Annotated in this window: 18 protein-coding genes, 1 tRNA gene and 1 pseudogene; 9 read left to right on the forward strand and 11 right to left on the reverse strand. The window is 63.7% G+C overall.

Annotated features, from left to right (window positions below; genetic code table 11):
• Positions 1-268: 268 nt before the first annotated feature.
• From N4G63_RS14290 to trfA, 5 genes and pseudogenes are all read left to right on the forward strand, one after another.
• The gene (locus N4G63_RS14290; RefSeq protein WP_260786145.1) at positions 269-847 is read left to right on the forward strand and encodes a hypothetical protein; all 579 of its coding nucleotides are present in this window, start codon (positions 269-271) and stop codon (positions 845-847) included.
• A 109-nt stretch (positions 848-956) separates the two neighbouring features.
• Positions 957-1,394 (forward strand): IS66-like element accessory protein TnpA, encoded by a 438-nt coding sequence (tnpA, locus tag N4G63_RS14295; protein WP_314599393.1) that lies wholly within the window; start codon positions 957-959, stop codon positions 1,392-1,394.
• A complete protein-coding gene (gene tnpB, locus N4G63_RS14300; protein WP_260786059.1) occupies positions 1,391-1,726 on the forward strand; it encodes an IS66 family insertion sequence element accessory protein TnpB in 336 nt (111 codons plus the stop codon). Before tnpA ends, tnpB begins: the two co-directional genes overlap by 4 nt.
• 71 nt (positions 1,727-1,797) lie before the next feature.
• A pseudogene (gene tnpC, locus N4G63_RS28325) lies at positions 1,798-3,480 on the forward strand (IS66 family transposase).
• A complete protein-coding gene (gene trfA / locus N4G63_RS14320) occupies positions 3,374-4,222 on the forward strand; it encodes a plasmid replication initiator TrfA (RefSeq protein ID WP_314600212.1) in 849 nt (282 codons plus the stop codon). Before tnpC ends, trfA begins: the two are co-directional and overlap by 107 nt.
• Positions 4,223-5,272: 1,050 nt before the next feature.
• Here trfA and N4G63_RS14325 read toward each other — a convergent pair.
• The 4 genes from N4G63_RS14325 to N4G63_RS14340 form a co-directional block, all read right to left on the reverse strand.
• On the reverse strand, positions 5,273-5,506 hold the full coding sequence (locus N4G63_RS14325) for a hypothetical protein (RefSeq protein WP_260786148.1): 234 nt from the start codon (positions 5,504-5,506) through the stop codon (positions 5,273-5,275).
• A gap of 65 nt (positions 5,507-5,571) precedes the next feature.
• A complete protein-coding gene (locus tag N4G63_RS14330; RefSeq protein WP_260786149.1) occupies positions 5,572-6,048 on the reverse strand; it encodes a hypothetical protein in 477 nt (158 codons plus the stop codon).
• Between the two features lie 100 nt (positions 6,049-6,148).
• Positions 6,149-6,571, reverse strand: coding sequence for a hypothetical protein (locus tag N4G63_RS14335; protein ID WP_314599847.1), 423 nt, complete (start codon positions 6,569-6,571; stop codon positions 6,149-6,151).
• A gap of 194 nt (positions 6,572-6,765) precedes the next feature.
• Positions 6,766-8,649 (reverse strand): hypothetical protein, encoded by a 1,884-nt coding sequence (locus N4G63_RS14340; RefSeq protein ID WP_314599848.1) that lies wholly within the window; start codon positions 8,647-8,649, stop codon positions 6,766-6,768.
• 369 nt (positions 8,650-9,018) lie between these two features.
• Here N4G63_RS14340 and N4G63_RS14345 point away from each other — a divergent pair, with 369 nt between their 5' ends.
• Positions 9,019-9,660: a hypothetical protein gene (locus tag N4G63_RS14345; protein ID WP_260786152.1), complete on the forward strand. Its 642-nt coding sequence runs from the start codon at positions 9,019-9,021 to the stop codon at positions 9,658-9,660.
• A gap of 338 nt (positions 9,661-9,998) precedes the next feature.
• Here N4G63_RS14345 and N4G63_RS14350 read toward each other — a convergent pair whose 3' ends face one another.
• From N4G63_RS14350 to N4G63_RS14365, 4 genes are all read right to left on the reverse strand, one after another.
• Positions 9,999-11,819 (reverse strand): LamG-like jellyroll fold domain-containing protein, encoded by a 1,821-nt coding sequence (locus N4G63_RS14350; RefSeq protein ID WP_314599849.1) that lies wholly within the window; start codon positions 11,817-11,819, stop codon positions 9,999-10,001.
• Positions 11,820-12,005: 186 nt separating this feature from the next.
• The gene (locus N4G63_RS14355) at positions 12,006-13,709 is read right to left on the reverse strand and encodes a DUF6538 domain-containing protein (RefSeq protein ID WP_314599850.1); all 1,704 of its coding nucleotides are present in this window, start codon (positions 13,707-13,709) and stop codon (positions 12,006-12,008) included.
• 150 nt (positions 13,710-13,859) lie between these two features.
• Positions 13,860-15,494, reverse strand: coding sequence for a DUF6538 domain-containing protein (locus N4G63_RS14360; RefSeq protein WP_314599851.1), 1,635 nt, complete (start codon positions 15,492-15,494; stop codon positions 13,860-13,862).
• A 201-nt stretch (positions 15,495-15,695) separates the two neighbouring features.
• Positions 15,696-15,772: transfer RNA gene (locus N4G63_RS14365), tRNA-Asp, on the reverse strand.
• 77 nt (positions 15,773-15,849) lie between these two features.
• Between N4G63_RS14365 and N4G63_RS14370 the strand changes: the two genes are divergently transcribed.
• Both N4G63_RS14370 and N4G63_RS14375 read left to right on the forward strand, forming a co-directional pair.
• Positions 15,850-16,710 carry a DMT family transporter gene (locus tag N4G63_RS14370; protein ID WP_260786156.1) on the forward strand — a complete coding sequence of 287 codons (861 nt, stop codon included), beginning with the start codon at positions 15,850-15,852 and terminating at the stop codon, positions 16,708-16,710.
• 82 nt (positions 16,711-16,792) lie between these two features.
• On the forward strand, positions 16,793-17,227 hold the full coding sequence (locus N4G63_RS14375) for a universal stress protein (protein WP_260786157.1): 435 nt from the start codon (positions 16,793-16,795) through the stop codon (positions 17,225-17,227).
• Between the two features lie 3 nt (positions 17,228-17,230).
• On the opposite strand, the gene N4G63_RS14380 is transcribed toward N4G63_RS14375, so the two are convergent.
• Positions 17,231-18,022, reverse strand: coding sequence for a ZIP family metal transporter (locus N4G63_RS14380; protein WP_260786706.1), 792 nt, complete (start codon positions 18,020-18,022; stop codon positions 17,231-17,233).
• Positions 18,023-18,269: 247 nt separating this feature from the next.
• Between N4G63_RS14380 and N4G63_RS14385 the strand changes: the two genes are divergently transcribed.
• Positions 18,270-19,778, forward strand: a complete 1,509-nt coding sequence (locus N4G63_RS14385) for a Ppx/GppA phosphatase family protein (RefSeq protein ID WP_260786158.1) — start codon at positions 18,270-18,272, stop codon at positions 19,776-19,778.
• A gap of 69 nt (positions 19,779-19,847) precedes the next feature.
• On the opposite strand, the gene sixA is transcribed toward N4G63_RS14385, so the two are convergent.
• Together sixA and ppk1 are read right to left on the reverse strand one after the other, a co-directional pair.
• Entirely contained in the window at positions 19,848-20,321 is a 474-nt protein-coding gene (gene sixA, locus N4G63_RS14390) for a phosphohistidine phosphatase SixA (protein WP_260786159.1), read from the reverse strand.
• Between the two features lie 14 nt (positions 20,322-20,335).
• Positions 20,336-22,441, reverse strand: a complete 2,106-nt coding sequence (gene ppk1 / locus N4G63_RS14395) for a polyphosphate kinase 1 (RefSeq protein ID WP_260786160.1) — start codon at positions 22,439-22,441, stop codon at positions 20,336-20,338.
• Between the last annotated feature and the right edge of the window lie 173 nt (positions 22,442-22,614).

The raw sequence follows: 22,614 nt of genomic DNA on the forward strand, positions 1-22,614 counted from the left end.
TAGACCTTATCTCCACAAATGTTAGTTCATGTCAACTTCTAGAGCGAAGCACATGGTTTGCAAACCCCCTGGGCGGCATCACTGGCTCGACGTACTGGAGCACGCACTGAGCACGATGCCCTGCCCACTGTCAAAGAGGGCCGTCCTTTGAGGCCTGACGGGCGCACCACGCTCCCGACCCGAAGTGCCCCTCCCGTGGTGCCCCTCCCGTGGTGCCTGTCCCGTGGTGCCTACACCTTCCAGGAGCAACAAAACTTGGAGGAAGAACATGTACACGACACTCAACAAGATTCGCGCAAAGCGACCCTGCAGCTACGGCTGGGAAAAGCTGCTCCGTCATTTGGGGAAGACTCAAGCTGACGATGAGCCGCTCAACATTGCAACCGTACTCGACAGCAACGGACTCGCTGACGCGCTCTGGTGCCTTAGCGCAGTAGAGGGCCACGACCGTGAGATTCGGCTGTACGCCGTCTGGTGCGCCCGTCAGGCGCAGCACTTGATGACCGACGCTCGCAGCATCAACGCGCTGGACGTTGCCGAACGATTCGCGAACGGACTCGCCAGCCCCGAACAACTTGCCGTTGCAGGGGCGGCGGCAGGGGCGGTACGGGCGGCGGGATGGGCTGCAGCGGCGGCGGCATGGGCGGCGGCAGAGGAGGCGGCATGGGCGGCAGGGGCGGCGGCAAGGGAGGCGGCAGAGGAGGCGGCATGGGCGCAAGCCCAGACGGCCCAGTCCGCCAAGCTCCGCGAAATCTGCCAGTCGACGTCAGCACCGGTACCCACCGCTCGACCGCACTACGAGGCAAGCGCAACCGACGCAGTCTCGGAAGGCGGCCTGACAGACTGAAGAGCACCGAGTCCCTCGGAGCAGCCATGGCTGCTTCGATGGCAGGCAGCACATTGATTGATGCCCCCGCGCCGCAAGGTGGTGTCCACCTATTCATTGGTGGACACCTATGCATCCCAATTCAAAGTCTCGGCGGCGCCACAGTACCGAGCTCAAGGCCAAGGTTCTGGCCGCCTGTGCCGAACCGGGTGCGTCGATATCCGGGGTCGCGCTGGCGCATGGGCTGAACGCCAATCTCGTTCGCAAGTGGCGCTCGGGTCGCGGCACCAAGCGTGACAGCATGCCCGCTACATCGGCGACGAGCGGCGCAGTGACCCCGGCACCGTCAGGCGCGGCCGCCGAATTCGTTGCCGTCGAGATGCCCGCACCGTCCAAGGCCGTGTCGCGTACCGCGGTCGCACCCAGGGAGCCGGCGCCGATCGCCGAGCCGTTGATCCTGGTCGAGCTTCGCCGCGGTCCGCTGCACCTGAACGTGCGCTGGCCGACCGCTGCGGCCGAGGACTGTCGGTCCTGGTTGCGCGAGCTGAGCTCGAGCCTGCTCAAGTGATCCGCATCGATCAGCTCTGGCTGTGCACGGCCCCGATGGACATGCGCGCTGGCGCCGAGCGGCTGATGAGCTGCGTCGTGCAGACCACCGGCGCGGCCCGCGCCCATCACGGCTACCTCTTCGCGAACGCGCGCGCCACGCGCATCAAGCTGCTGGTGCATGACGGCTTCGGCGTGTGGTGCGCAGCGCGGCGACTGAACGCAGGTCACTTCGCCTGGCCGCGCGAGGCGACGGCGGCGCCGCTGTCGTTGACGCAGAGCCAGTTCGACGCCTTGATCGTGGGCCTGCCCTGGCAGCGTCTGCCAGAGATGAGCGTGATCACGCGGATGTGAGGCTCGGGGCCCGGCGTTGACAGGACATCCGCCAGTGGCGCGGGCTCGCGCGTCTTGGCAAGATGCCTCGCATGCTCGGCATGCGTGACCTCAAGCCTCAGGACCTGCGGGACCTGTCCCCAGAGGCCCTCACGACACTGGCCGTGCAGATGCTGGGGCACATCCAGCAGCAGGCACAAGACCTCCAGGCCCAGCAAACGCTGATCCAGCGCAAGGACCGCGACATCGCCTGGCGCGACGCGAAGATCGAGAAGATCACGTTCGAGCTGGCACGGCTGAAGCGCTGGAAGTTCGGCGCCAAGAGCGAGGCGATGACCGCCGAGCAGCGTCAGATGTTCCAGGACACGCTGCTGGAGGACGAAGCCGACCTGGAGGCGCAACTCGCCGCCCTGCAGGCCGCGCTGCCCAAGACGCAGCCCAAGCCCAAGGACGCGCCCCGTCGTCCGCGGCGTCAGGCGCTGCCCGAGCATCTGCGGCGTGTCGAGCACCACCACGAGCCCGAGGACACGACCTGCACGACACCGGACTGCGGCCGGCCAATGACGCGCGTGGGCGAGGACGTGAGTGAACGCCTGGACATCGTGCCGGCGGAGTTCTTCGTGCACCGGCACATCTACGGCAAGTGGACCTGCCGCTGCTGCCAGCGTCAAGGCATCGAGCACCTGGTGCAGGAGCCGGCCGAGCCGCAGATCATCGACGGCGGCATCGCTGCCAGCGGGTTCGCGGCTCACATCCTCATCAGCCGCTTCGTCGACCACCTGCCGTACTACCGCCAGGAGACCATCAACGCCCGGTCCGGCGTGCACACGCCGCGCTCGACGCTGGCGCGCACCGCCGGCAATGCCGGTGCCGCGCTGTTCCCGCTGTTCGAAGCCCTCAAGCGCTTCGTGTTGAGCTGCCCCGTGCTGCATGCCGACGAGACGCCGGTGGCGATGCTGGACCCCGGCGCGGGCAAGACCAAGCGGGCCTACATCTGGGCCTACGCGCGCGGCGAATTCGATGCCCAGCAAGGTGTGGTCTACGAGTTCTGCCTGGGTCGAGGGTCGCAGTACCCGGTGGCCTTCCTGGGCCCATCGACACGACAGCAAGGTCGCCGGGCTCGATGAAGGAGGACCAGCCGGCGTGGCAAGGCACGCTGGTGTGCGACCAGTACGGCGGGTACGACGCCGTGCTCGACAGGCGCGTGTACCCGCAGCGCATGGCTGCTCATTGCGCGGCGCATGCCAGGCGCAAGTTCGACGAGCTGATCGGCACCAGCGAGGTCCAAGGAGGCGATCAAGCGCATCGGCTGGATCTACCACGTCGAAGGCCAGTTCGAGGGGATGGACGCGCAGCAGCGCCAGGCAGCGCGGGAACAACTGACCCGGCCGCTGTGGAAGGAACTGCACGTCTGGCTCAGGCTGGAGCGCGGCCGCGTGCCCGACGGCGGCTCCATCGCCGCGGCGATCGACTACAGCCTGAACGCCTGGGATGCGCTGACGCGGCACCTCGAAGACGGTGCGGTGCCGATAGACAACAACTTCATCGAACGGCAGATCAAACCCTGGGCCATGGGCCGCAAGGCATGGCTGTTTTGCGGCAGCGAATTGGCCGGCCAACGCGCAGCGATCGTCATGAGCCTGGTGCAGTCCGCCAAGCTCAATGGGCATGACCCATGGGCCTACCTGCGCGCCGTGCTGGAGCGGCTTCCCAGGCATCAGAACAGCCGCATCGAAGAGTTGCTGCCGCACCGGTGGCGAAAACCAAACACATGATCGCTGGTCGGCGAGAACGCTGTCAGCTCAGCGGCTTGTCGTCACGGGGGACGGCGGGTCGCTCACTGTCAGTCGGCTGTTCAACGTTCGGAACAAGACGGTCCAGCGGGAGGCGCTGGTGAAGTTTGACCTGATGCGGAGCGGCTCCGACGTGGTGTCGTACAGCGGGCCGGAGCTTCGCCAGCCCGACGGCTTCACATTCATGGCGCTGGTGAACATGACGCGCGACTTCCGCGTAGGGACCGCCGTCGCTTTTGAGCCATCAGTCCTTTGCAACGCACTCGTCGGTTATTACGACACTCGCTCCCGCCTGCAGTTGAAGGAGTCCATCAAGCGGCTGATGCAAGCTGTGATTACCTTCCCCGACTTCAGCGTACAACTGGCGCAGAAGTTCCTTCACCCCGCCCGTGGGATGTGGTCAGTTGCGCTCGACCCTCAGATTGTTCGGCTCTTTGGGGCGTCGAACTACATCTGGCTCGACCTTCAACTCCGCAGGGAACTGACCGAAGGTCTGGCGACGTGGCTCTACGGATACATCCGTGGGCAAAGTTACTTGAATCCCACCAGGCTCGAACTGCTCCATGAGGCCTCGGGCAGCGACGCCAAGTCCGTTGCGGCGTTCCAAAGGTCCTTGTATCCGGCGCTGCGCGAGCTCACAGAGCGCGGAGTTCTCGAGCCCGGAGCTCGGGTCCAGGACGGTGTCCTCCATTGGAGGAGGACACCACGCGCTCAGGGGGCATAGGGCGGGCCCATGTCTTTCCTGCTGTTGCCGACCTTCTGCCATGAAATGACTGAATGCCTCGGGCTGACGCGCCGAGTCATTTCTCATCGCCGCCGACAGAAGACTGACGAACGAGTCGAGCGCCGACTGGTGCTGCGATTGCCTCATTTCAGGGAGACCGTTTTTCCGTACCGCGCTAGGTATTCGACCTTATGGAGGGGTCTCGAACCTTGCAAGGTCCGCTGCGTTGCGTCCCGTTGCCGACTTGCCCATGTGAAATGGCTGACTGGCTGGTAGGCTTGTTCCCCTACTTGCCGAGTTGCAACAGTGAAATGACTTACCCAGACAGTGAAATGACCGAACGGAATCGCCGTAAGTAACTGTCGCAGTTGAGGTTTTCGGCTTCTCTCCTTAATCCTTATTGGACCGAGGAATCGCGTCCTTGCCGAGGCAGGTGGGCTTCTCACGGTGGCTGAGCGCCTTCAGACGCCAGCCCTTTCAGAGGCGGCTGCCCTACCTGAATTGAGCAATCGCGCTGGCCATGGCAGGAGCTCTTACCCAACCTAGTCTTACAGCCGTCCCCGGGAAGGGAAACGCTCCGTGAGCTTGGTGCACCGCTGAAGCGGTTCAGTTGGCGCCTCGGGCAAGGGCGAGGCCTTCAACCTCTGCGATACGACGGCGGTGTTGGCGGCTAGGCCAGGTACCCGGGGCGCTTGCCGCGGCTCCTCCAGCGCGGCAATGCCTTCTGCGAGCTCGTCGAATGGACCTTACTCGATACCGTGGCCAGCTATCGGAAGAACGTGCCAATGACTGTTGACGAGCACAATGCGCGCCTCGACGCTGCGGCTCAGCTTTGGGAAGCTGGCGAGTCTCCCGAGGAACGCCTTGCGACTGCGCTCGCTATCGACATGAAGTTGGAGCCGACGCCTCGTCCTGCACTACCAAGTCAGGCTGGCGCGCCGACAGCTAAGTCCGAGAGCTAACTTCGGCTGCGCCTTGGCCGTGTAGGCGCAGAGCCCTCTCCGGGACTCAGGGAGGCACCCAGCTTGGCCAGGCGACTCCGCATCGGAATCAGGCTGCAGACGCCTCGGCTTCTTTGCCGATGAGCTCAAGGGCCTGGAGCTCAGCGTCGGAGACCTTGCCGTACCGGCGGCGCACCTCAAATGCCGACACGAAGAGCTTCTCGTGGTCGGGCACTTTGCTGTCCGCCGCCACATCGGCGAAGACCTCGTCAACGACTTTGCAGGCCTCCAAGAGAGAGCGGACAACATACCAAAGTCCCCCCTCGGCGTACCAGGCAGGCATGTCCGCAGCGAAGAGCTCAATTGTCCGCCGCTCGTAGGCCGTTCCGTCGGTCGCCCCCGCCTGCTTCAATGCCTTCTTGCGGTGGTCCCGCCGACGGGTGACCTCCGCCTCGGTGCCTTGATGACGCCACGCTCGGCCATCGCACGAGTCACGACATCGCCTGAGGAACACAGCCGCCTCACCAGCGCGGTGCGTAGCAAGACGCGGGTGAGCTCCCGGGAGCGCACCAACACTTCAGTCTCTTTTCCAGCGCGCACATTTCGGATGGTCGTCAGCAAGGTGCCGGGGCTCGCGGCGGCAACGGCCGCATCGGTGTTCCACTCCAGGTTCAAAGTTCCGTAAGCCTCGGGGTGGGCGAGCCTCTGACCCGCCCCCTCGGTTGATTCCGCATCTGCGGGCCAGCACCCCTTCAGCACCAGCTCGCGTATCAATTCATCAGTGGTCATGACATCCATCATTGCAGCAGCTAGCCCGTTTGTCTGCGGGTTCTGGAAGTACGTTGAACTCAGCATCCAGATGCGCAAAAGAGGAGAGCCGGCCATGGCCGGCTCTCCATTTGGGCAGCTTCTTCTATGTTGACCAATATTTAATTGGTCTCGTAGGAAGCCTAAAGGCGGCTAACTGCCACAGGTCTGAAGTTGTTCAACGCACGCTGCGCAACAACAACTCTGGCGCGACAGTGGAAACGCGTGCCACGGCATCGCCAATCGCTGAGACAGCGTCGAAGTGGTACGCGAACTGCAGGGACAGGTGGCCCATGACCACCTGCCCTTCCAGCGAGGAGCGAAGCTCGCTCGCATCCAGGCGCTTTCTGGCATCGTCCACCTTGGTACCCGCAGGCACCTCGTAAACCAAGGTGAATCGGGCGACAGGCGGACCGCCAGGAGAAGCAGCTTCTGCGTCCCCCGCAAATCTGGCATCACCTTCCACATCCCTGGAACTCGCGGGACCGCTATCCTCGCCCTTCATGATTGTCGCAAGTCCACGGCGATAAGCGCCTGCTTGTCTGTGCTCAGAATGCGGCGCAGCAGCACTGCCGGAAATTTCGTCATCGTTCGGTTTCAAAACATCTCTCCAATGGATAGATTGGCGCTCGTGTTTATGGCGGGCAGGTCGGTTTGTCTTCCTGCCCGACAAGGCAAGTCACACGCGCCGAAAGGACTTGCCGAGCAAAGCGGTATGCGGCGCTGAAGCTGCGACCAGAGCTGGCAGGTCGATGTCTTCAGCAAGTTGCCGAAATGGCTTGAGGCAGCGAACTTTCAGAGCCGCTTGAATGACTTGCCCAAGAGTTCACCCATGCGCTTGTTGCCATCGGACGAGGTGAAGCGCGCGTAGTGCTTCTCCACGGTCGCCGGTCGGTCGTTCAGCACACGCGCCACTGTCTGGATTTCCCCAGGGGCGGCCTTGATGATTGACGAGCCAATCAGATGCCTGAACGCCTGCGTGCCGACCCCGGGGCAATTCCACAGGTATTTCTTGGTCAGCCAGAAGATTCGCTTGCTCAGGTCGTTCCATGGAACATGCGCATTCCATTTTTCAGCCAGTCCTTTGGCCTTGACCAGGAACAACAAGTCGCACGGGCTGCGCAGAAGCAACGGCCGGTGCTTGAAAAGGTATCGCTCAAGGTCCGCCCAAACAGACGCATGAACCTCGGCGTCGTAGTCGAGGTCGCCTGCAGCGCCTTTTGCGTTCTTGAAGAATGGGGTCCGCCATCGGATGTGCCAAGAACCATCGTTCTTCTGGTACAGGTTGCCCGTGTTGTCCGGACGCCAGGTCATGTGCGCAATATTTCGGTGGCGCAACGGATTGGAGGCAATCAGCTTGACCATAACCAGGTCGCGCGACCAGACCGCTTCGCGCCGGGGATTGCCGATGGGACGATTCGCCCGCATCCTTTGGACCATATCTACCAGAGCCTCCATCGGCTCCGGCAAGTTGAGAACACCATTCAAGGGCTCGAATGGGTCCCGGTGCACCTGAATTTGTCCGCGCAAAGATTGCGTCAGCCGACGGCAGTACTTCATCTGCCGCTCGCACATGTCGACCCAGTCACCCTTCTGGAACCGCTCCGGCAGAGTCGCCTTGAGCCAAGGCGACTGCGGGAAGTACCCCTCCACCGGGCGCACCAAGGACATCAACCAGCCTAGGAACTCGGGCACATACGTCGTGTGCGAACCCCCTGCCCGCTTCTTCCGCCATTCCAGGTACTGGACGAGGTAGTCAGGAACAACAATCCAGGCCAGCGTGTGCAGTTCGCTCTCGGGCAGACCTGCGCCGCCGTCCTCAACAGACAGCTGGAGCCAGCCGAGGTAGCTCGCGACCTTTGCCCAAACGGCCTGGGCGGACGCAACTTCTTTGCCGCCCAGGTATCGGTACCAAGTACGGTCTGTCTTGCGGCCCATAGGCAACGGCGACATGCGCCACTGGCCCTTCGCGCTCCGCTCGAGGTCCGGTACCAGCGCGGTCTTGTAGACCATCAGGTCGTGCCACTGCTGCCGCAGCGGTGAGTCCGGCCCTGGCACGAACCAATACTCGTACTTGGTGAGCTTCCCCAACCGGTTTCGGTATTCAATCGCTGGCGCCTCGCCTAGGTCCGGCTGCAGCCTCGAGGGGTGCGCAACGCCCGAAAGCTTCCACAACTCCCCGCGCTCCATGCCGAAGTAGTTCTCGACGCGGTGCACGTAACGCGAGCTCGATGGCCGCGGGACCTTACCGTGCATCCAACCCAGCATCATGTCGTATGGCACCTGACTCATGTTGGCTACACGTTTGATGCTGTGGCCAGAGAGCAGCGTCTTCAGTTGCTGAACGAAAGGCGTCGGCTTCTCGGCGTCCAGCGCTCGAGTGGTGTCGTCCTCCTGAACCATCTGCCGAAGTGGAGTCAACGCCGCACGGGTGTTGGTCAGGTTGCGCTGCTTTCGTCCGGACTCGCGCAGCACTTCAAGGAACTGTTCCAGGCTATCTGGAAACTCGGAACGCATCTCTTCTCCGACTACGTCGTCTTCAGAGATGTGGTTCGCGCGAAGGACCCCCCGAAGAGCGGTAGCCCTGTTGGCAGCGGTGTTCGGGTTGAGTTGCTTGGTGGTGACGAAGTAGTTGAGCTTCTCCAAGAGGTCCTGATAGGTCAGCGGCGTCGGCTTCATTGCAGTCTTTCGAGCCCGTGCCGCACGCTTGGACGCCGTCTGCGAAGCAGGTAGAGACGACGGGACGAAAAACCTGCTAGCTTGGTAAGTTGTTGATTTCATTACCGAACCTCGTAGCCAGCCACTTTTGAAAGGAAGTTGGTAGGTGGCATACATGCAGGTAGTTCGCAGAGCGAAAAAAGCGTTGCGGCACAGGCAGTTATCGCATCGCCTGTCCTATAGCGAGCCGTTTTATTTGCTGCACCGCTCGAAACATGGCCATTTCGGTGCATGGGTGGATGAGCTTTTCGTCCAAGCATTCAATCCATCCAGTGACCCCCGCTTTGTCGCCATCGCTACACGGTTCAGCTACTTTTACAAGGACACCCGATGGACAACAAGTTCGATACCTGCAGCACGCTGCACACAACCCTGCAGCCGATACCGGGCTCTGTCTACGACTGGCACCTAAATACCGGCAGGCTGGGAAGCTACCGCGACGGAATGAATTCACGAGTTCACGCCATCACCACGAACGACGTTGAGGTACCGGAAGCAGTGTTCAAGGTGACATGCTGCGTACCAACGCTCTCGCTCTACGAGCAAATCGGTACCGTGCGAACCAGTAACCGACGGGTTTCTGGACTACCCACAGTCCGGGAGCACTTCGGCAGTTGTGCCCAAGATGCAAACAGCTTCTTTTTCTTTGGTTTTCAACTCGACCGCCTTCGGGAGGCCCGTTCACCGCAAGAGCGCCAACAAGTCCAAAGCCTCATCGCGGAAGTGCAGCGCATTCAGAAGGACATCGGTGCAAAGCATGCCTGGCGCAGCCAGTGGGTGATTGACAGCAAAGTTGCCCGGCAGTTGGCCCGATACAACTTCATGGGCCTGAGCGCAGCGTTCGAACTGACGGCTGATGTCATCGAGGAAACGCACGCAGTCCTGGACCTGGAGCAGGCAGGGAACATCCTGTTCGACAGGTTTGGCTATGTGTGCCTGGCGGACCCTGTCGCGCAGACCTTTAGTTGCTGAGCGCGGCTAAGCCGTTTGATTCAAGCCCACTCCATTCGTTGGAGTGGGCTTTTTCTTGTGATTCGCCAACTTCCAGAAACGATGGCGCCTGTATTACAAACGAAGAAGCGGCCCCAAAAGGGGCCGCTCGGTTCTGAAATTCAGAGTTCTCAGGCGAGGCAGAAGCCTCGCCACTGGATACATCTTGAAGTGGAAGGTGTTGGCGACGGACACAGTGCCGAGTGTGCTGGTGCACGAACAACCCCGGCAGAAAGGCAACTGGCGGAAGTATTTACCAGTTGTCAAGCCGCCTAGTTCGTGACTACGGTGCCACCAGCAGCCCAGTCAGCCTTTCTCCTTCAACGTACCCACAGGATACCCGTTTGATTGAACAGGTAGGTGCCCTGCACAGCAACTGTCAGGCCGTTAGTGGTGCTATTCCCGGCACGGCTGAAGACCAGACCTCCGTTGCCCGCTTGTTGAGTTCCTCCTGAACAGGCGGCATGCTTCATGGAGCTCAGCCCCAAGTAATATGTTGGCGAGCTGCATCCGTCACTGTTTTGAGTTGCGGTGTCCCAAACAGGGCTGGGCGAGTACGTAGTTGTGTATTTCAGGCAATTTCCAGTTGCGGTTGCATTTGCGGCAAATACGCAACTTGTTGAGAAGTAACTTTTAACCGAGCCACTTGTCAGGCGGAAGCCTGTGGGATGGCCACTCTTTGCAGCATTGATAAACGCGTCGCTGACCTTTCCCGTTGCTGTGAGCCCCGAACCAGTCCAAGCAACCGCTGCGGGATTCGCGTGGTTTCTATTGCTGACGGACACGCCAACAACCATCGTCCAGCCCCCTCCGTCGGCGGTCATGTCACAGGTAACATCCGTGGCTGACTGCCCGAGGGGTCTGATTCGATACACTCCATCACCAGTCGCCCCTGTATATTGATAAGACCCGGTGGAGGGATAGCGGTAGTCGTTGCAGCTACTGGCCAGCGAACCGTCAGCCCAAGCTTTGTAACCTGAGTACTGAACAATACCCCCGCCACCTTCCGAATACGGCGTCGTTGGAACAGTAAAGTTCGACGTGTACCGAGCAAGCCCCTTGGTAATACGCAAATCATCCAAGTATCCTTGATAGTGCTGCGACTCGGAACTATAGAACGCACCAATATGAAGGGGGTGCGAATCCTGTCTATTATGAGCGGTGGCTGCGACGGTTCGCACCAATGTACCGTTCAAGAATAACAAGACGTTGCTGCCGGACTGAGCAACGGCCACGTGTGTCCAACTATTTAGAGAGACGGCCGAGGGAGAAGTCCAGACTGTGCCTCCGGTCCAAAAGTACAGCTTACCTGTTCCTTTTTCCAGCCCAACTTCGTATGAAGCTTCTGGAGTGGCTCCCCAAGGCCTGCGAGAAAGGATAGTCCGGTATTTTGAGAAGTTGCCTTGCGGATACATCCAAAATTCTGCCGTCCAGTCACTTCCGCCAAGGTTTAGCGATACATCTGCGGGAACACTAAGTACTCCGCTGGCACCGTCGAAATAGATAGAGCCAGAGCCCATCTTGACAACGGATGTGTTGATGGATGCACCAGCCGAAGAAACCGTTACCTTCTTCTGAGGCATGCTGCTGTCGACCACTGCCGTACTATCCGCGGTGCCCTCTCCGCGTAGTAGCAGCGATGTTTGGGAAAAATTAGGGTCCACGGAAAGTACACCGCGTCCTGCCAATGCGACCCTTTGCAAGGCCAAACTTCCATACTTCACTTCAAGACTGGCGCCAGAGTAGGCTATCCCAGATGTTGGTGTGAAGGCGACGGTCACGGCACAGTCAGCACCCGTAGGTAGTGTTGTCGGGCAGTTGGTCGCCGCCGTAAAGGCGCTCGCAGGTGCGGTAATTTCAAGTGTCGTCAGCGCAACGTTGCCACTATTGCTTACCAACACGGACCTTTCGCCAGTGGAGCCGAGCGTGACATCACCAAAGTCCAGGGATGTTGCAGATAACGAGAAGGCAGGATTCGCCGGTTCTGCTGGTGGCTGCGCAGCGGTCGTAGCGCCAACAACTAGGCCGGGCTTGAGCTTCTTGAACTCGTACTTGGTTTGAGCCAAAACGGCCAGTGGCGACAGTGCTGTTGTGAGTACTGCGGTAAGGGCCACAGCTGCTCGAAGTGAATGAATTTTCATCGGTGGGAACCAGATTTGGAGAAGTGATACCCACCTATAGCGAGTTCGATTTTATTCCGTTCCAAAGTTGAAAATGCGTCGCACGTAATGCAGGCGATTGGCTTCTACAAAAAATGGGGGCAACTCGGCGAACACGTCTTCATCTTCGCCTTCTTATTCCTACTCTGCCCCCGGAATGCCTCTACGCTAGCGCTCTGCCTGGCCGACCGGTGGTTGCGAAAAATGAAGATGCTGAAGGTCCACCTCGTCGTATCGCAGCTTTCCGATAGCCTCAACCAGAATCGGGAACGGGTACTGCTTATCGCGGACTCTCATGTAGCCCTTGCCCGAGACACCCTTCTCCAGCCAGTGCCCGGTTAGAGCATCCTTCACCTCATCTGTCGCACCGCAGATGCCCAATTGCTGCTTAAACGAAAACCGATAACTGTGAAAGCATAGTCGCTCGTCGTCGAGACCAAGTCGGTCAAGAAAAGCAGAGTGCCACTTTCCGTATGCGTTCGAGAAGCGCTTGTACTTGTTGTCGTTCTTGAGGGAATGAAAGACCCGCTGGTGCCCTGCCCGCTTCTGGTTCTCCACGAAGTCCAAGAACCCACATGCAACGAGCTCCTGGTGAATAGGCACCAATCGATAGCTGCCCGAGGCCTTCAAGTGCTGCTGGGGGTCAAGGTCTGCAATCCGAATTGCCCACTCACCATTGATACGCTGAATGTCCTCGACCCTGAGCTGGCACAGCTCTTCAATGCGTGGACCAGCAAACATGCCCAGGAGAGGGCCCCAGTAGGCCACCTCAGAGCTCTGCCCTTCTGCGCGTTCCCCTCGGGTGTACATAGGCGACTCGAAGATGGTGCGCAGCTCGGCATAGTCGTACGAACGTCGCTGCTCGTGCGCGGGCGTCTCCGGAATCATGTCGAACTTGATGTTGTCGAACGGATTCCTGTCAAGTGAAACCAGGCCTTCGCTCATCCCATACCGTAAGAGCGTGGCGAGCCCGCCGATGCGATTTCGCACCGTCTCTCTCATGAGCTCACAGCTGGCCAGGTAGTCGCGATAGCCGAGGCCATGCTCGTCATGGTCAATTGCCACCACCGGAATTGCTCGGTAAAGCGACTCGAACTCGTCGACGAAGCCAAGGTACGTATCGCGTGTGCGGACCTCCGATTGCCCTTTCGCCCAGGCCTCATACAGGTCCATCAGCGTGGGCATGTCCCTCGGCGCCGGTGGCAGTCGCGCCGGCGTCTTGTGCATCTTTCCCCTGGCGCGGGCGAGCTGAGCTTCCGCAAGCTCGATGTCCTTGTTCATCAGCTCCCATAGAAACTGCCGCTTGACCTCCGACTCAGGCGGAGCGATGAGCCGCTCGAAGCTGAGCAAGTCGCCAGCCAGGTCCTCGACGGGCGAGAAGTCCTCGAACGCGCAGCACTCCCGGTAAGTCTCTATCCAGTCCTCGAGGTATTCGATGTGCTCGGCGCGCTCCTCTTTCGTCAGCTCCTTGCGATGCTCGTCGTCGGTCTGAAGGATTCCGTACTCATAGCGGCTGATGATGTACGGGATGTGCTCCGGCATCAGGTACTTCGTCGTTCCCTCGTCACGAGCCGCCTTCGGCACCTTCGGGTTGTCAGCTACTTTGGACAGTGCCCGGGCCACTCGCTGTTCGAAGCGCTGGTTCTCCTGTCCGAGCCTCTTGAGCGCAACGGACAGGTCGTCCGTGCTCAAGGACTTCCAGACCTGCTTGGCCTCGGCGAGACGCCCGCTGGCGTTGCGACCAATTGCAGCTGGGTACTTGCGCTTGAAGTAGTAGGTCCCGTCGCGCAAGAAGAGGTAGAGCGGCAGGGCGTCGGCACCTTGCTTGGCAGGTTCCGGCGGCAGAAGAAGCTGGGGGTTTTCAATGAACATGGCGAACTCTCACCACGTCGGATATCGACGCCTTGAGGCCAATCTTGATGGCTTTCCGGTGAACAGCCTGGATTTTCTGGCCAGCACTGGTCGAGCGGAAGAGGGTCAGATGGCCAACCTGTGCGCGCACGCACAGGTTTGGCGATGTCCTCAACGAACCAGGTTTTCGGCGACGCCCTCGTAGGGGTCCGCGACGTGCAGGTGCTCAATCTTCAACTCGTCGTACCGCAACGTCTTGATGGCCTCCACAAGCTTCGGGAACGGGTACTGTCGCTCCTCGGCCCGCATGTAGACCCGGCTGGCGTTGCTGTCGCTGGCCCAGTGCCCCGTCAGCGCATCCCGCACCTCGTTGTCGATGCCGCTGAGGCTGCACCGCTGCTTGAACAGGTAGCGGAAGGAGTGGTAGTCCAGCCGGCGGTCGCTCATGCCAATCGAGTCCAGGTAACGTCCAAACCACTTTCCCGGAGCGTTAGAGTAAATCTGGTTAGCGTTGACGTTGCTGAGCGTGGGGAAAACTCGGCGGTGGCCTGCGGCGGCCATCGTGGCCACGTAGCGCAAGAAACCACAGCAGATGACCTCCTCGTGCAGCGGCACACGGCGAAATGACCCGTCGTTCTTGATGTTCTGGTCGTCGTCGAGGTTGCAGATGCGCAGACACCAGACGCCGTTGATGCTCTGGACGTCCACCACGGTCAGCTGGCACAGCTCTTCGATGCGGGCGCCGACGAATGGCCCCAAGAGTGGGAGCCAGTAGGCAGCGTCGCTGGCCTGACCTTTGGGCCGGTACCCCTGGGTGTAGAGCGGACTGGCGAAGAGTTGGTTCAGCTCCCAGGTTTCGTACGCCCTCCTCTTCTTTCCAGGCTTCAGGCCGACCGCCCCGACAATTTCGATGCGCTCGAACGGGTTGCCCGTCATGTGCTCAACGAGCTCGGTCATGCCATGCCGAACCAGGGTCGACAAGAAGCCAAGGCGGTTCTCGATGGTGCCGCGGGACAGGTTCCGTTCAAGGAGCTGGTCGCGATACGCCCGAACCATGGGTCTGGTGATGCTGTCCACTGCGATGGGTCCGTGGAGCTCTCGGAACTCCAGCACCGCGGTTTCCACCGAGCTGATGGTCCGGTGCCGGGTCTGCGTGCGCTTCCAGTCTTCGAAGAGGTGCAGCATCGTCTGCTTGGGTCCCTTGAGCTCCACCTGAGCGGAGGAGGTCGCCATCGGGGTGCTTCGCGGATTTGCCTTCGGGGCAGTCGGGGCAGTCGGGGCCCCATGGGTGTCCGACCTGGCCGATGGCAACGCGGCGCCAGGTGCGAGCTGTTGCAGTCGATGAAGCCCTGCCTCGAGGGTTCGAATCAGCTCGATGCGCTCCTTTTCAGGCTGAGCCTGCGCCCGACTGGGAGGCGAAGCGTCGACACGGGTCTGGACACTTGGCGTCAGAGCTCCCTGTGTGGGCAGTCGTCCCTGGACGGCAGCCAGAACAGGTCGACGCTGAGGTGGCTCACCCTCCTGCTCGGAGTCGCGAGCTGCCTGCTTTCGACGAAAGGCCGCCAGCGTCAGGTTGAACTCGGTGACTTCGACCGCGAGGCGGACCTTGGCCTTGGTCAAGAGGTTGGTCTCCAGCGACTTCCAGACCTGTTCCTTGTAGTCAGGAAAGGCTTCAGCCGCCCCTGCTGGAATCTTGCGCTTGAAGTAGTAGGTCTCGCCGCGCTTGAACATGTACTGCGGCAGCTTGGCTACTGCCCTGCCGCCCACCAGCTCAAGGGTGCGAACGTTGCTGTTGGATTGAATCATCGGTGCTCCTGGTCGGGGGGTCGACCTCGGCGAGCACTTCGATGTGTCGGGGCGGCTGCTACACCGCACTGCTACACCGGACTGCTACACCGAAGCCAATTCGGGGTAGCACCGTCGACCGCAAACGGGGTAGCAAAACCAGGGGCAAAAAAGCAAAAAGCCGTTGCAAGTCAATGACTTACAACGGCTTCGCTTTGATATTGGCGGAGTGGACGGGGCTCGAACCCGCGACCCCCGGCGTGACAGGCCGGTATTCTAACCAACTGAACTACCACTCCTCGCTGGTGAAGCTAGGACTATAGCACAGCTATTTTGGCCTGCGCAAGCTTTTTGAGAAAACGCTGACAATCGCTGCATGCAAGCAGTGTTGTTCATGGTGCTGGCCGCCCTGTTGTTCTCGATGATGGGCGTGGCCGTGAAGCTGGCGTCGGCCTCGTACTCGGCGCCCGAGATCGTTTTCTACCGCGGCCTGGTCGGGGCCTGCACCATGTGGGCCTGGGGGCGCTGGCACGGGGTCGGCATGCGCACCCAGGTGCCGGGGCTGCATGTCTGGCGCAGCGCCTCGGGCGTGAGCGCCCTGCTGCTGTGGTTCTCGGCCATTGCCGTGCTGCCACTGGCCACCGCGGTGACGCTGAACTACATGTCGTCGGTGTGGATGGCGGTGTTCGTGATCGCCAGCGCGGCCTGGCGGCACAGTGCACGACTGGATGCGCGCCTGCTGGCCGCCGTGGCCGCCGGCTTCGCGGGGGTGGTGCTGATCCTGCAGCCCACGCTGAACGGCTACCCGGTGTGGGGCGGTGTGGCCGGACTGGCCTCGGGCATGTTGTCGGCCATGGCCTACTTTCAGGTCACGGCGCTGGGGCGGGCGGGCGAGCCGGAGTCGCGCGTGGTGTTTTACTTCTCGATCTGCGGCGCCGTGGCAGGCGCGGCGCTGGTGATGCTGGGCCAGGGCTGGCATGCCCACAGCGCGCGCGGGCTGGGCCTGCTGCTGGCCACCGGCCTGCTGGCCACCACGGCGCAGCTGCTGATGACCCGCGCCTACGCCATCGGCCGGCCGCTCACCAATGCCACGCTGCAGTACCTGGGCATCGTGTTCTCGTTCGGCTGGGGCGTGATGCTGTTTGACGACCCGGTGCATGCCGCGGCGCTGGCCGGCATGGGACTGATCGTATGTGCCGGCATGGCGGCGGCGCGCCTGCGCGCCCGCCCGGATTGACACCGATCAAGCCCGTCTCCGACCATGCGCGCACACTGAAGCCGAGTCGCCGGTTCGCCGGCTTTCCCTGCAAGGAGTTCGCATGTACCAACGCATCCTGGTTCCGACCGATGGCTCCGAGATCACGGCCAAGGCGGTGTCGTCGGCCATCGCGCTGGCCAAGCTCAGCGGCGCGGCGCTGGTGGTGATCAGCGTCAAGGAGCCCTTCCCCTACAGCGCCATCTCCGAGATGCAGCCGGTGCCGCCGCAGGAGTTTTACGACGCGCAGGAGCGCATCGCCAAGGATCGGGTGAGCGCGGTGCTCGAGGCCGCCACCGCCGCCGGCGTGGCCTGCGAGGGCAGCACCGTGGAGGCCCTGCATCCGTGGGAGGCGATCCTCGACCTGGCCAAGGACAAGGCCTGCGACCTGATCGTGATGGCCTCGCACGGCCGCCGCGGCATGGCCGCGCTGCTGATCGGCAGCGAGACCAGCCGTGTCTTGACCCACAGCCCGCTGCCGGTGCTGGTGATCAAGTAGGGTTCAGTGGCTGCCGTGCTGCAGGCTCTTGACCAGCACGATCAGGCCCAGGCCCACGGCGATCCAGCCCAGCTGGGCCACGTTGTCGCGCCATGACAGCCGGCGCTGCAGCTGGGGCAGCAGATCGGCCACGGCCACGTAGACGAAGCTGCTCGAGGCCACCACCAGCAGGTACGGAAACAGCGCCTGCCAGGGCCCGGCGATGTAGTAGCCCAGCACCCCGCCGGCCACTGCCGCCAGGCCCGACAGCGCGTTGTAGGCCAGGGCCTTGCGCCGCGTGAAGCCGGCGTTGATCAGCACGATGGTGTCGCCCACCTCCTGCGGGATCTCGTGGGCGATGATGGCCAGTGCGGTGACCACGCCCAGCTGCGTGTCGGCCAGAAAGGCCGCGGCGATGATCAGCCCGTCGCAGAAGTTGTGGATGCTGTCGCCCACCAGCACGCTGAAGCCGCCACGCCCGGCCTGCTCGGCGTCGAAGTGGTGATGGTGGTGGTGGCCGTCGCCCTCATGGTGATGGGCATGGCGGTACAGCTCGGCCTTCTCCAGCAGAAAGAAGAACAGCAGGCCGCCCAGCAGCGTCAGAAACAGCGGATGCGGCTCGATGCCCAGCTGATGGCCTTGCTCGAAGGCCTCGGGCAGCACGTGCAGCAAGGCCGTGCCCAGCAACACGCCGACCGACAGGCTGACCAGGTGGCGCACCAGCACGGCCAGCAAGGCCTGGGTGAGCGAGGCCGCCAGCAGCACCGACAGCACGCCGCCGGCCAGCGTGGCCAGCACGATGTAGCCCAGGGTCATCGACAAGCGCGTTCCCCCGTCAAGGCTGGCATCGGCACGGGCAGCGCCGGACGGGTGCGATCGCGGCCCTGCCGCACGGCGGCGTCAGGCCGGGCCATGGCGGCGCAGCAGGCGGTCGGGGGCTGGCGGGATCGGGTGGGCCAAGGGGGCCAAGGGGGCTCCTGCGGTTGACGGCAACCCGCCATTCTAGAAAGCCCGGCGCTGCGCGGCCGTCCAGCCCGGATTTGCCGCTAGCATCGCGCCCAACATGAGCCCACGCCCCCCACCTCCCGGCGCTCCGCTGGCAGCGATCGACATCGGATCGAACAGCTTTCGCCTCGAGATCGGCCAGTTGCAGCACGGGCGCTACCGCCGCATTGCCTACCTGAAGGAAACCGTGCGCCTGGGCGGCGGCCTGGACAGCAACGGCTACCTGACCGAAGACAGCGCCCAGCGCGGGCTGGACTGCCTGGCGCGTTTTGCCCAGCGCCTGGCCGGCTTCGAGCCCGGGCAGGTGCGCGCCGTGGCCACGCAGACGCTGCGCGAGGCGCGCAACCGCAATGCCTTCCTGCTGCGCGGCGAGGCGGCGCTGGGCCACCCGATCGAGGTGATCTCGGGCCGCGAGGAAGCGCGCCTGATCTACGCTGGCGTGTCGCACCTGCAGCCGTCCGACGCGCCGCGGCTGGTGATCGACATCGGCGGGCGCAGCACCGAGATGATCGTCGGCCAGGGCCGCGTGCCCAAGGTCACCGAGTCGTTCCGCGTGGGCAGCGTGAGCCTGTCGATGCGCTGGTTTCCCGACGGCCGCTACACCGAGCAGCGCTTTCGCGATGCCCAGGTGGCCGCCGGCGCCGAGCTGGAGGAGGCACTCGCCCCCTTTGCGCCCGAGCACTGGCGCGAGGCGCTGGGTTCGTCGGGCACGGCCGGCGCGGTGTCGCAGATCCTGGCCGCCGCCGGCCGCAGCGACGGCACCATCACCCCCGACGGCCTGCGCTGGTGCATCGGCCAGTGCCTGGCGGCCGGCAGCGTGAGCAAGCTGAACCTGCCCTCGCTGCGCGAGGACCGCAAGGCCATCCTGGGCGGCGGCCTGGCGTTGCTGTACACGCTGGCCACGCACTTCGGCATCACCGAGCTCAAGCCGGCCAAGGGCGCGTTGCGCCAGGGCGTGATCGTTGATCTGGCCGAGCGCCACAACGCGCTGCGCCAGGCCGACGGTGCACACGACATGCGCGACATCAGCAGCGCCGAGCTGCAGCGCCGCTTCCAGGTGGACGTGGCCCAGGCGCAGCGCGTGCGCGAGGTGGCCACCAGCCTGCTGCTGCAGGCCCTGCCCGACATCGACGCCGAATCGCTGCGCGAGCTGGGCTGGGCCTGTGATCTGCACGAGCTGGGCCTGATGGTCTCGCACCACGACCACCACCGCCACAGCGCCTACCTGCTGAGCCATGTGGATGCGCCGGGTTTCTCGCAAAGCCAGCAGCGCCGCATCGCCGACCTGGTGCTGGCCCAGCGCGGCGGCCTGCGCAAGAGCGAGGCCCAGCTGGCCAGCGAGCTGTTTGCCTGGCAGGTGCTGGCGCTGCGCCTGGCGGTCATCAAGTGCCACGCCCGCGACGCGGTCGACGGCCACGCCCTGCACCTGAAGCGCGACGGCCGCCAGGCCCGCCTGGGCTGGACGCGGCTGTGGGCCGAGGCCCATCCGCGCACGCTGCACCTGCTGCGCGAAGAGGCCGAAGCCTGGGTGCGGCAGACCCCGCGGCTTGTGCTGGCCCTCGCCTGAGAGGCTGAGGGTCTCTCGCCCTCTCAGCCGCGTCAGCGGCCGCCGGGCCCGGCGTGGCCGGGCGCCGCGCTACAGCTTGTCGGGCGTGCGCACGGCCACCAGCACCACCTCGGCGCCCTCATCGCGCTCGCGGTGGCGCAGCCACCACACGCCGCCCTTGCGCACCGACCACACCGGCGCCTCCAGCGCCGCCGCGCCGGCCATCAACCAGGCGGCGGTCTGGCCCAGTGTGGGCTGGTGGCCGATCACCAGCACCGGCTCGCGGCTGTCGGGCCAGCGCGCCGCGGCCAGCAGCTGATCGGCGCTGCCGCCGGGGCCCAGCGACTCGATCACCCGGCACTTGCGGCCCAGCGCCTCGGCGGTCTGCCGCGTGCGCAGCGCCGGGCTCACGATCACGCGGGTGGTCTCGGGCAGAAAGCGGTTCAGCCAATCGGCCATGCGCTGGGCCTGCTTTTCACCGCGCGGCGTGAGCGGCCGCGCCAGGTCGTCCTCGCCCTCGCGGGCATCGCGTGCCTCGGCGTGGCGCCACAGGATCAGGTCCATCGCCACGCGCTCCTTCAGCCGGCGGTCATGAAGCGGCGCGCCAGCGCGCCCTGGGCGCTGGGGCCGTGCTCGCCCAGGCGCTGGTAGCTGCCCTGGCTGTCTTGCTGCCAGGCGTCGCAGCGGTCGTGCAGGTAGGGCACCAGGCATTCGTCGATGACGCGCTGGCGCAGCGCGGCGTCGCGCACCGGCCAGGCCACCTCGATGCGACGGAACATGTTGCGGCCCATCCAGTCGGCGCTGGAGAGGTAGAGCATCTCGTCCTCGTCGCGCCGGCCCCAGCGGAAGTACAGCACCCGGGTGTGCTCGAGAAAGCGGCCCACCACCGAGCGCACGCGGATGCGGTCGGTGATGCCGGCGATGCCCGGCGGCAGCATGCAGGCGCCGCGCACGATCAGGTCGATCTCGGCGCCGGCCTGGCTGGCCGCGATCAGCCCATGGATCAGGCCCGGGTCGGTGAGCGCATTGACCTTGACGACGATGCGCGCCGGCTGGCCGGCCCGCGCCGCGTCGGCCACCAGCGACATGCACGACAGCAGCCGGCGGTGCAGCGCAAACGGCGCGGTCAGCAGGTGGCGCGGCGTGCGCACCTTGGTCAGGCTGGCCAGCTGGTGGAACACCGCATCGGCATCGGCGGTGAGCAGCGGGTCGGCGGTGAGCATGCCCACGTCGGTGTACAGGCGTGCGGTCTTGGGGTTGTAGTTGCCGGTGGACAGGTGGGCATAGCGGCGCAGCAGCGGCTGGCCGCGGCGCGTGGTCTCGCGGCGGGTCACCAGCATCAGCTTGGCGTGGGTCTTGAAGCCGACGATGCCGTACACCACCTGCGCCCCCACCGCCTCCAGGCGCTCGGCCCAGTTGATGTTGGCCTCCTCGTCGAAGCGCGCCTTGAGCTCGACCACCACGGTCACTTCCTTGCCGCGGCGGGCGGCCTCGATCAGCAGCTCCATCAGCACGCTCTCGCTGCCGGTGCGGTAGATGGTCTGCTTGATCGCCAGCACCGCCGGATCGGCCACCGCCTCGCGCAGGAAGGCCTCCACCGGCTCGAAGCTCTCGAAGGGGTGGTGCAGCAGGATGTCACCCTGGGCCACGCGGGCCAGGATCGACTCGTTGCGCGGCAGCCGCCCGCTGGGCCAGGAGGGCTCGAGCGGCTTGAAGCGCAGCGCGGCGCCGTCGGCCTGGTCGATCAGCTGGTTCAGGCGCACCAGGTTCACCGGGCCGTTGACGCGGTACAGCGCCGCCTCGGGCAGCTCGAACTGCTCGAGCAGCATGCGCCACAGCTCTTCCGGGCAGCTGGCCACCACCTCCAGCCGGATGGCCTGGCCGAAGTGGCGGGTGGTCAGGCCGGTGCGCATGGCCTGGCGCAGGTTGGCCACATCGAGCTCGTCGATGTCGATGTCGGAATCGCGCGTGACCCGGAACTGCGAGAACGACTCCACCGGCCGGCCGCCAAACAGCTCGTCGAGGTGGGCGCGGATCACGCTGGTGAGCAGCACGAAGCCCTGGGTGCCCGGCGACATCAGCGCATCGGGCAGGCGGATCACGCGCGGCAGCGCGCGCGGCACCTTGACGATGGCGATCGCGTTGTGGCGGCCGAAGGCATCGTGGCCACCCAGCCTGACGATGAAATTGAGCGACTTGTTGGCCACCAGCGGAAACGGGTGCGCCGGATCGAGCCCCACCGGCATCAGCAGCGGCTGCACCTGGGTTTCGAAGAAGCGCGAGACCCAGGCGCGCTGCGCGGCGTTGCGCTCGGCATGGTTGAGGATGACGATGCGCTCGCGCGCCAGCGCCGGCATGACCTCGTCGTTGAACACGCGGTACTGCTCGGCGATCAGCTCATGGGCCTCGGCCGTGACTTCGTCGAGTGCATCGCGCTGCAACTGCTCACTGCCGGCGGCCTGGCCGGCGCGGCGCATGGCCTCCAGCGCGTCGGCAAAACGCACCTCGAAAAACTCGTCCATGTTGGACGACATGATGGTGACGTAGCGCAGGCGCTCGAGCAGCGGTACGTCGGGGCGTCGGGCCTGCGCAAGCACGCGCCGGTTGAACTCAAGGATCGCGCGCTCACGGTTGAGCAGCGCCGGCATCTCTGGGGACGCCTCGGGGGCAACAGTCATGGTCATAAGTCTATGAACGTATCACGACAATTCCGTGACGACGACCTGCGCTTACCCACAATCGACGCGGCGTCGGGCACGCCGCCAGGGCCGGTGCGCGCAGCCAGGCCTCGTGCAGCAGGGCCGCCAAGGCCCGCATCACCAGCCCGCAAACGGCATGACGCGGCGGCGCGGCGCCA

The organism is Aquabacterium sp. OR-4, assembly GCF_025290835.2.
GTDB lineage: Bacteria > Pseudomonadota > Gammaproteobacteria > Burkholderiales > Burkholderiaceae_C > Pseudaquabacterium.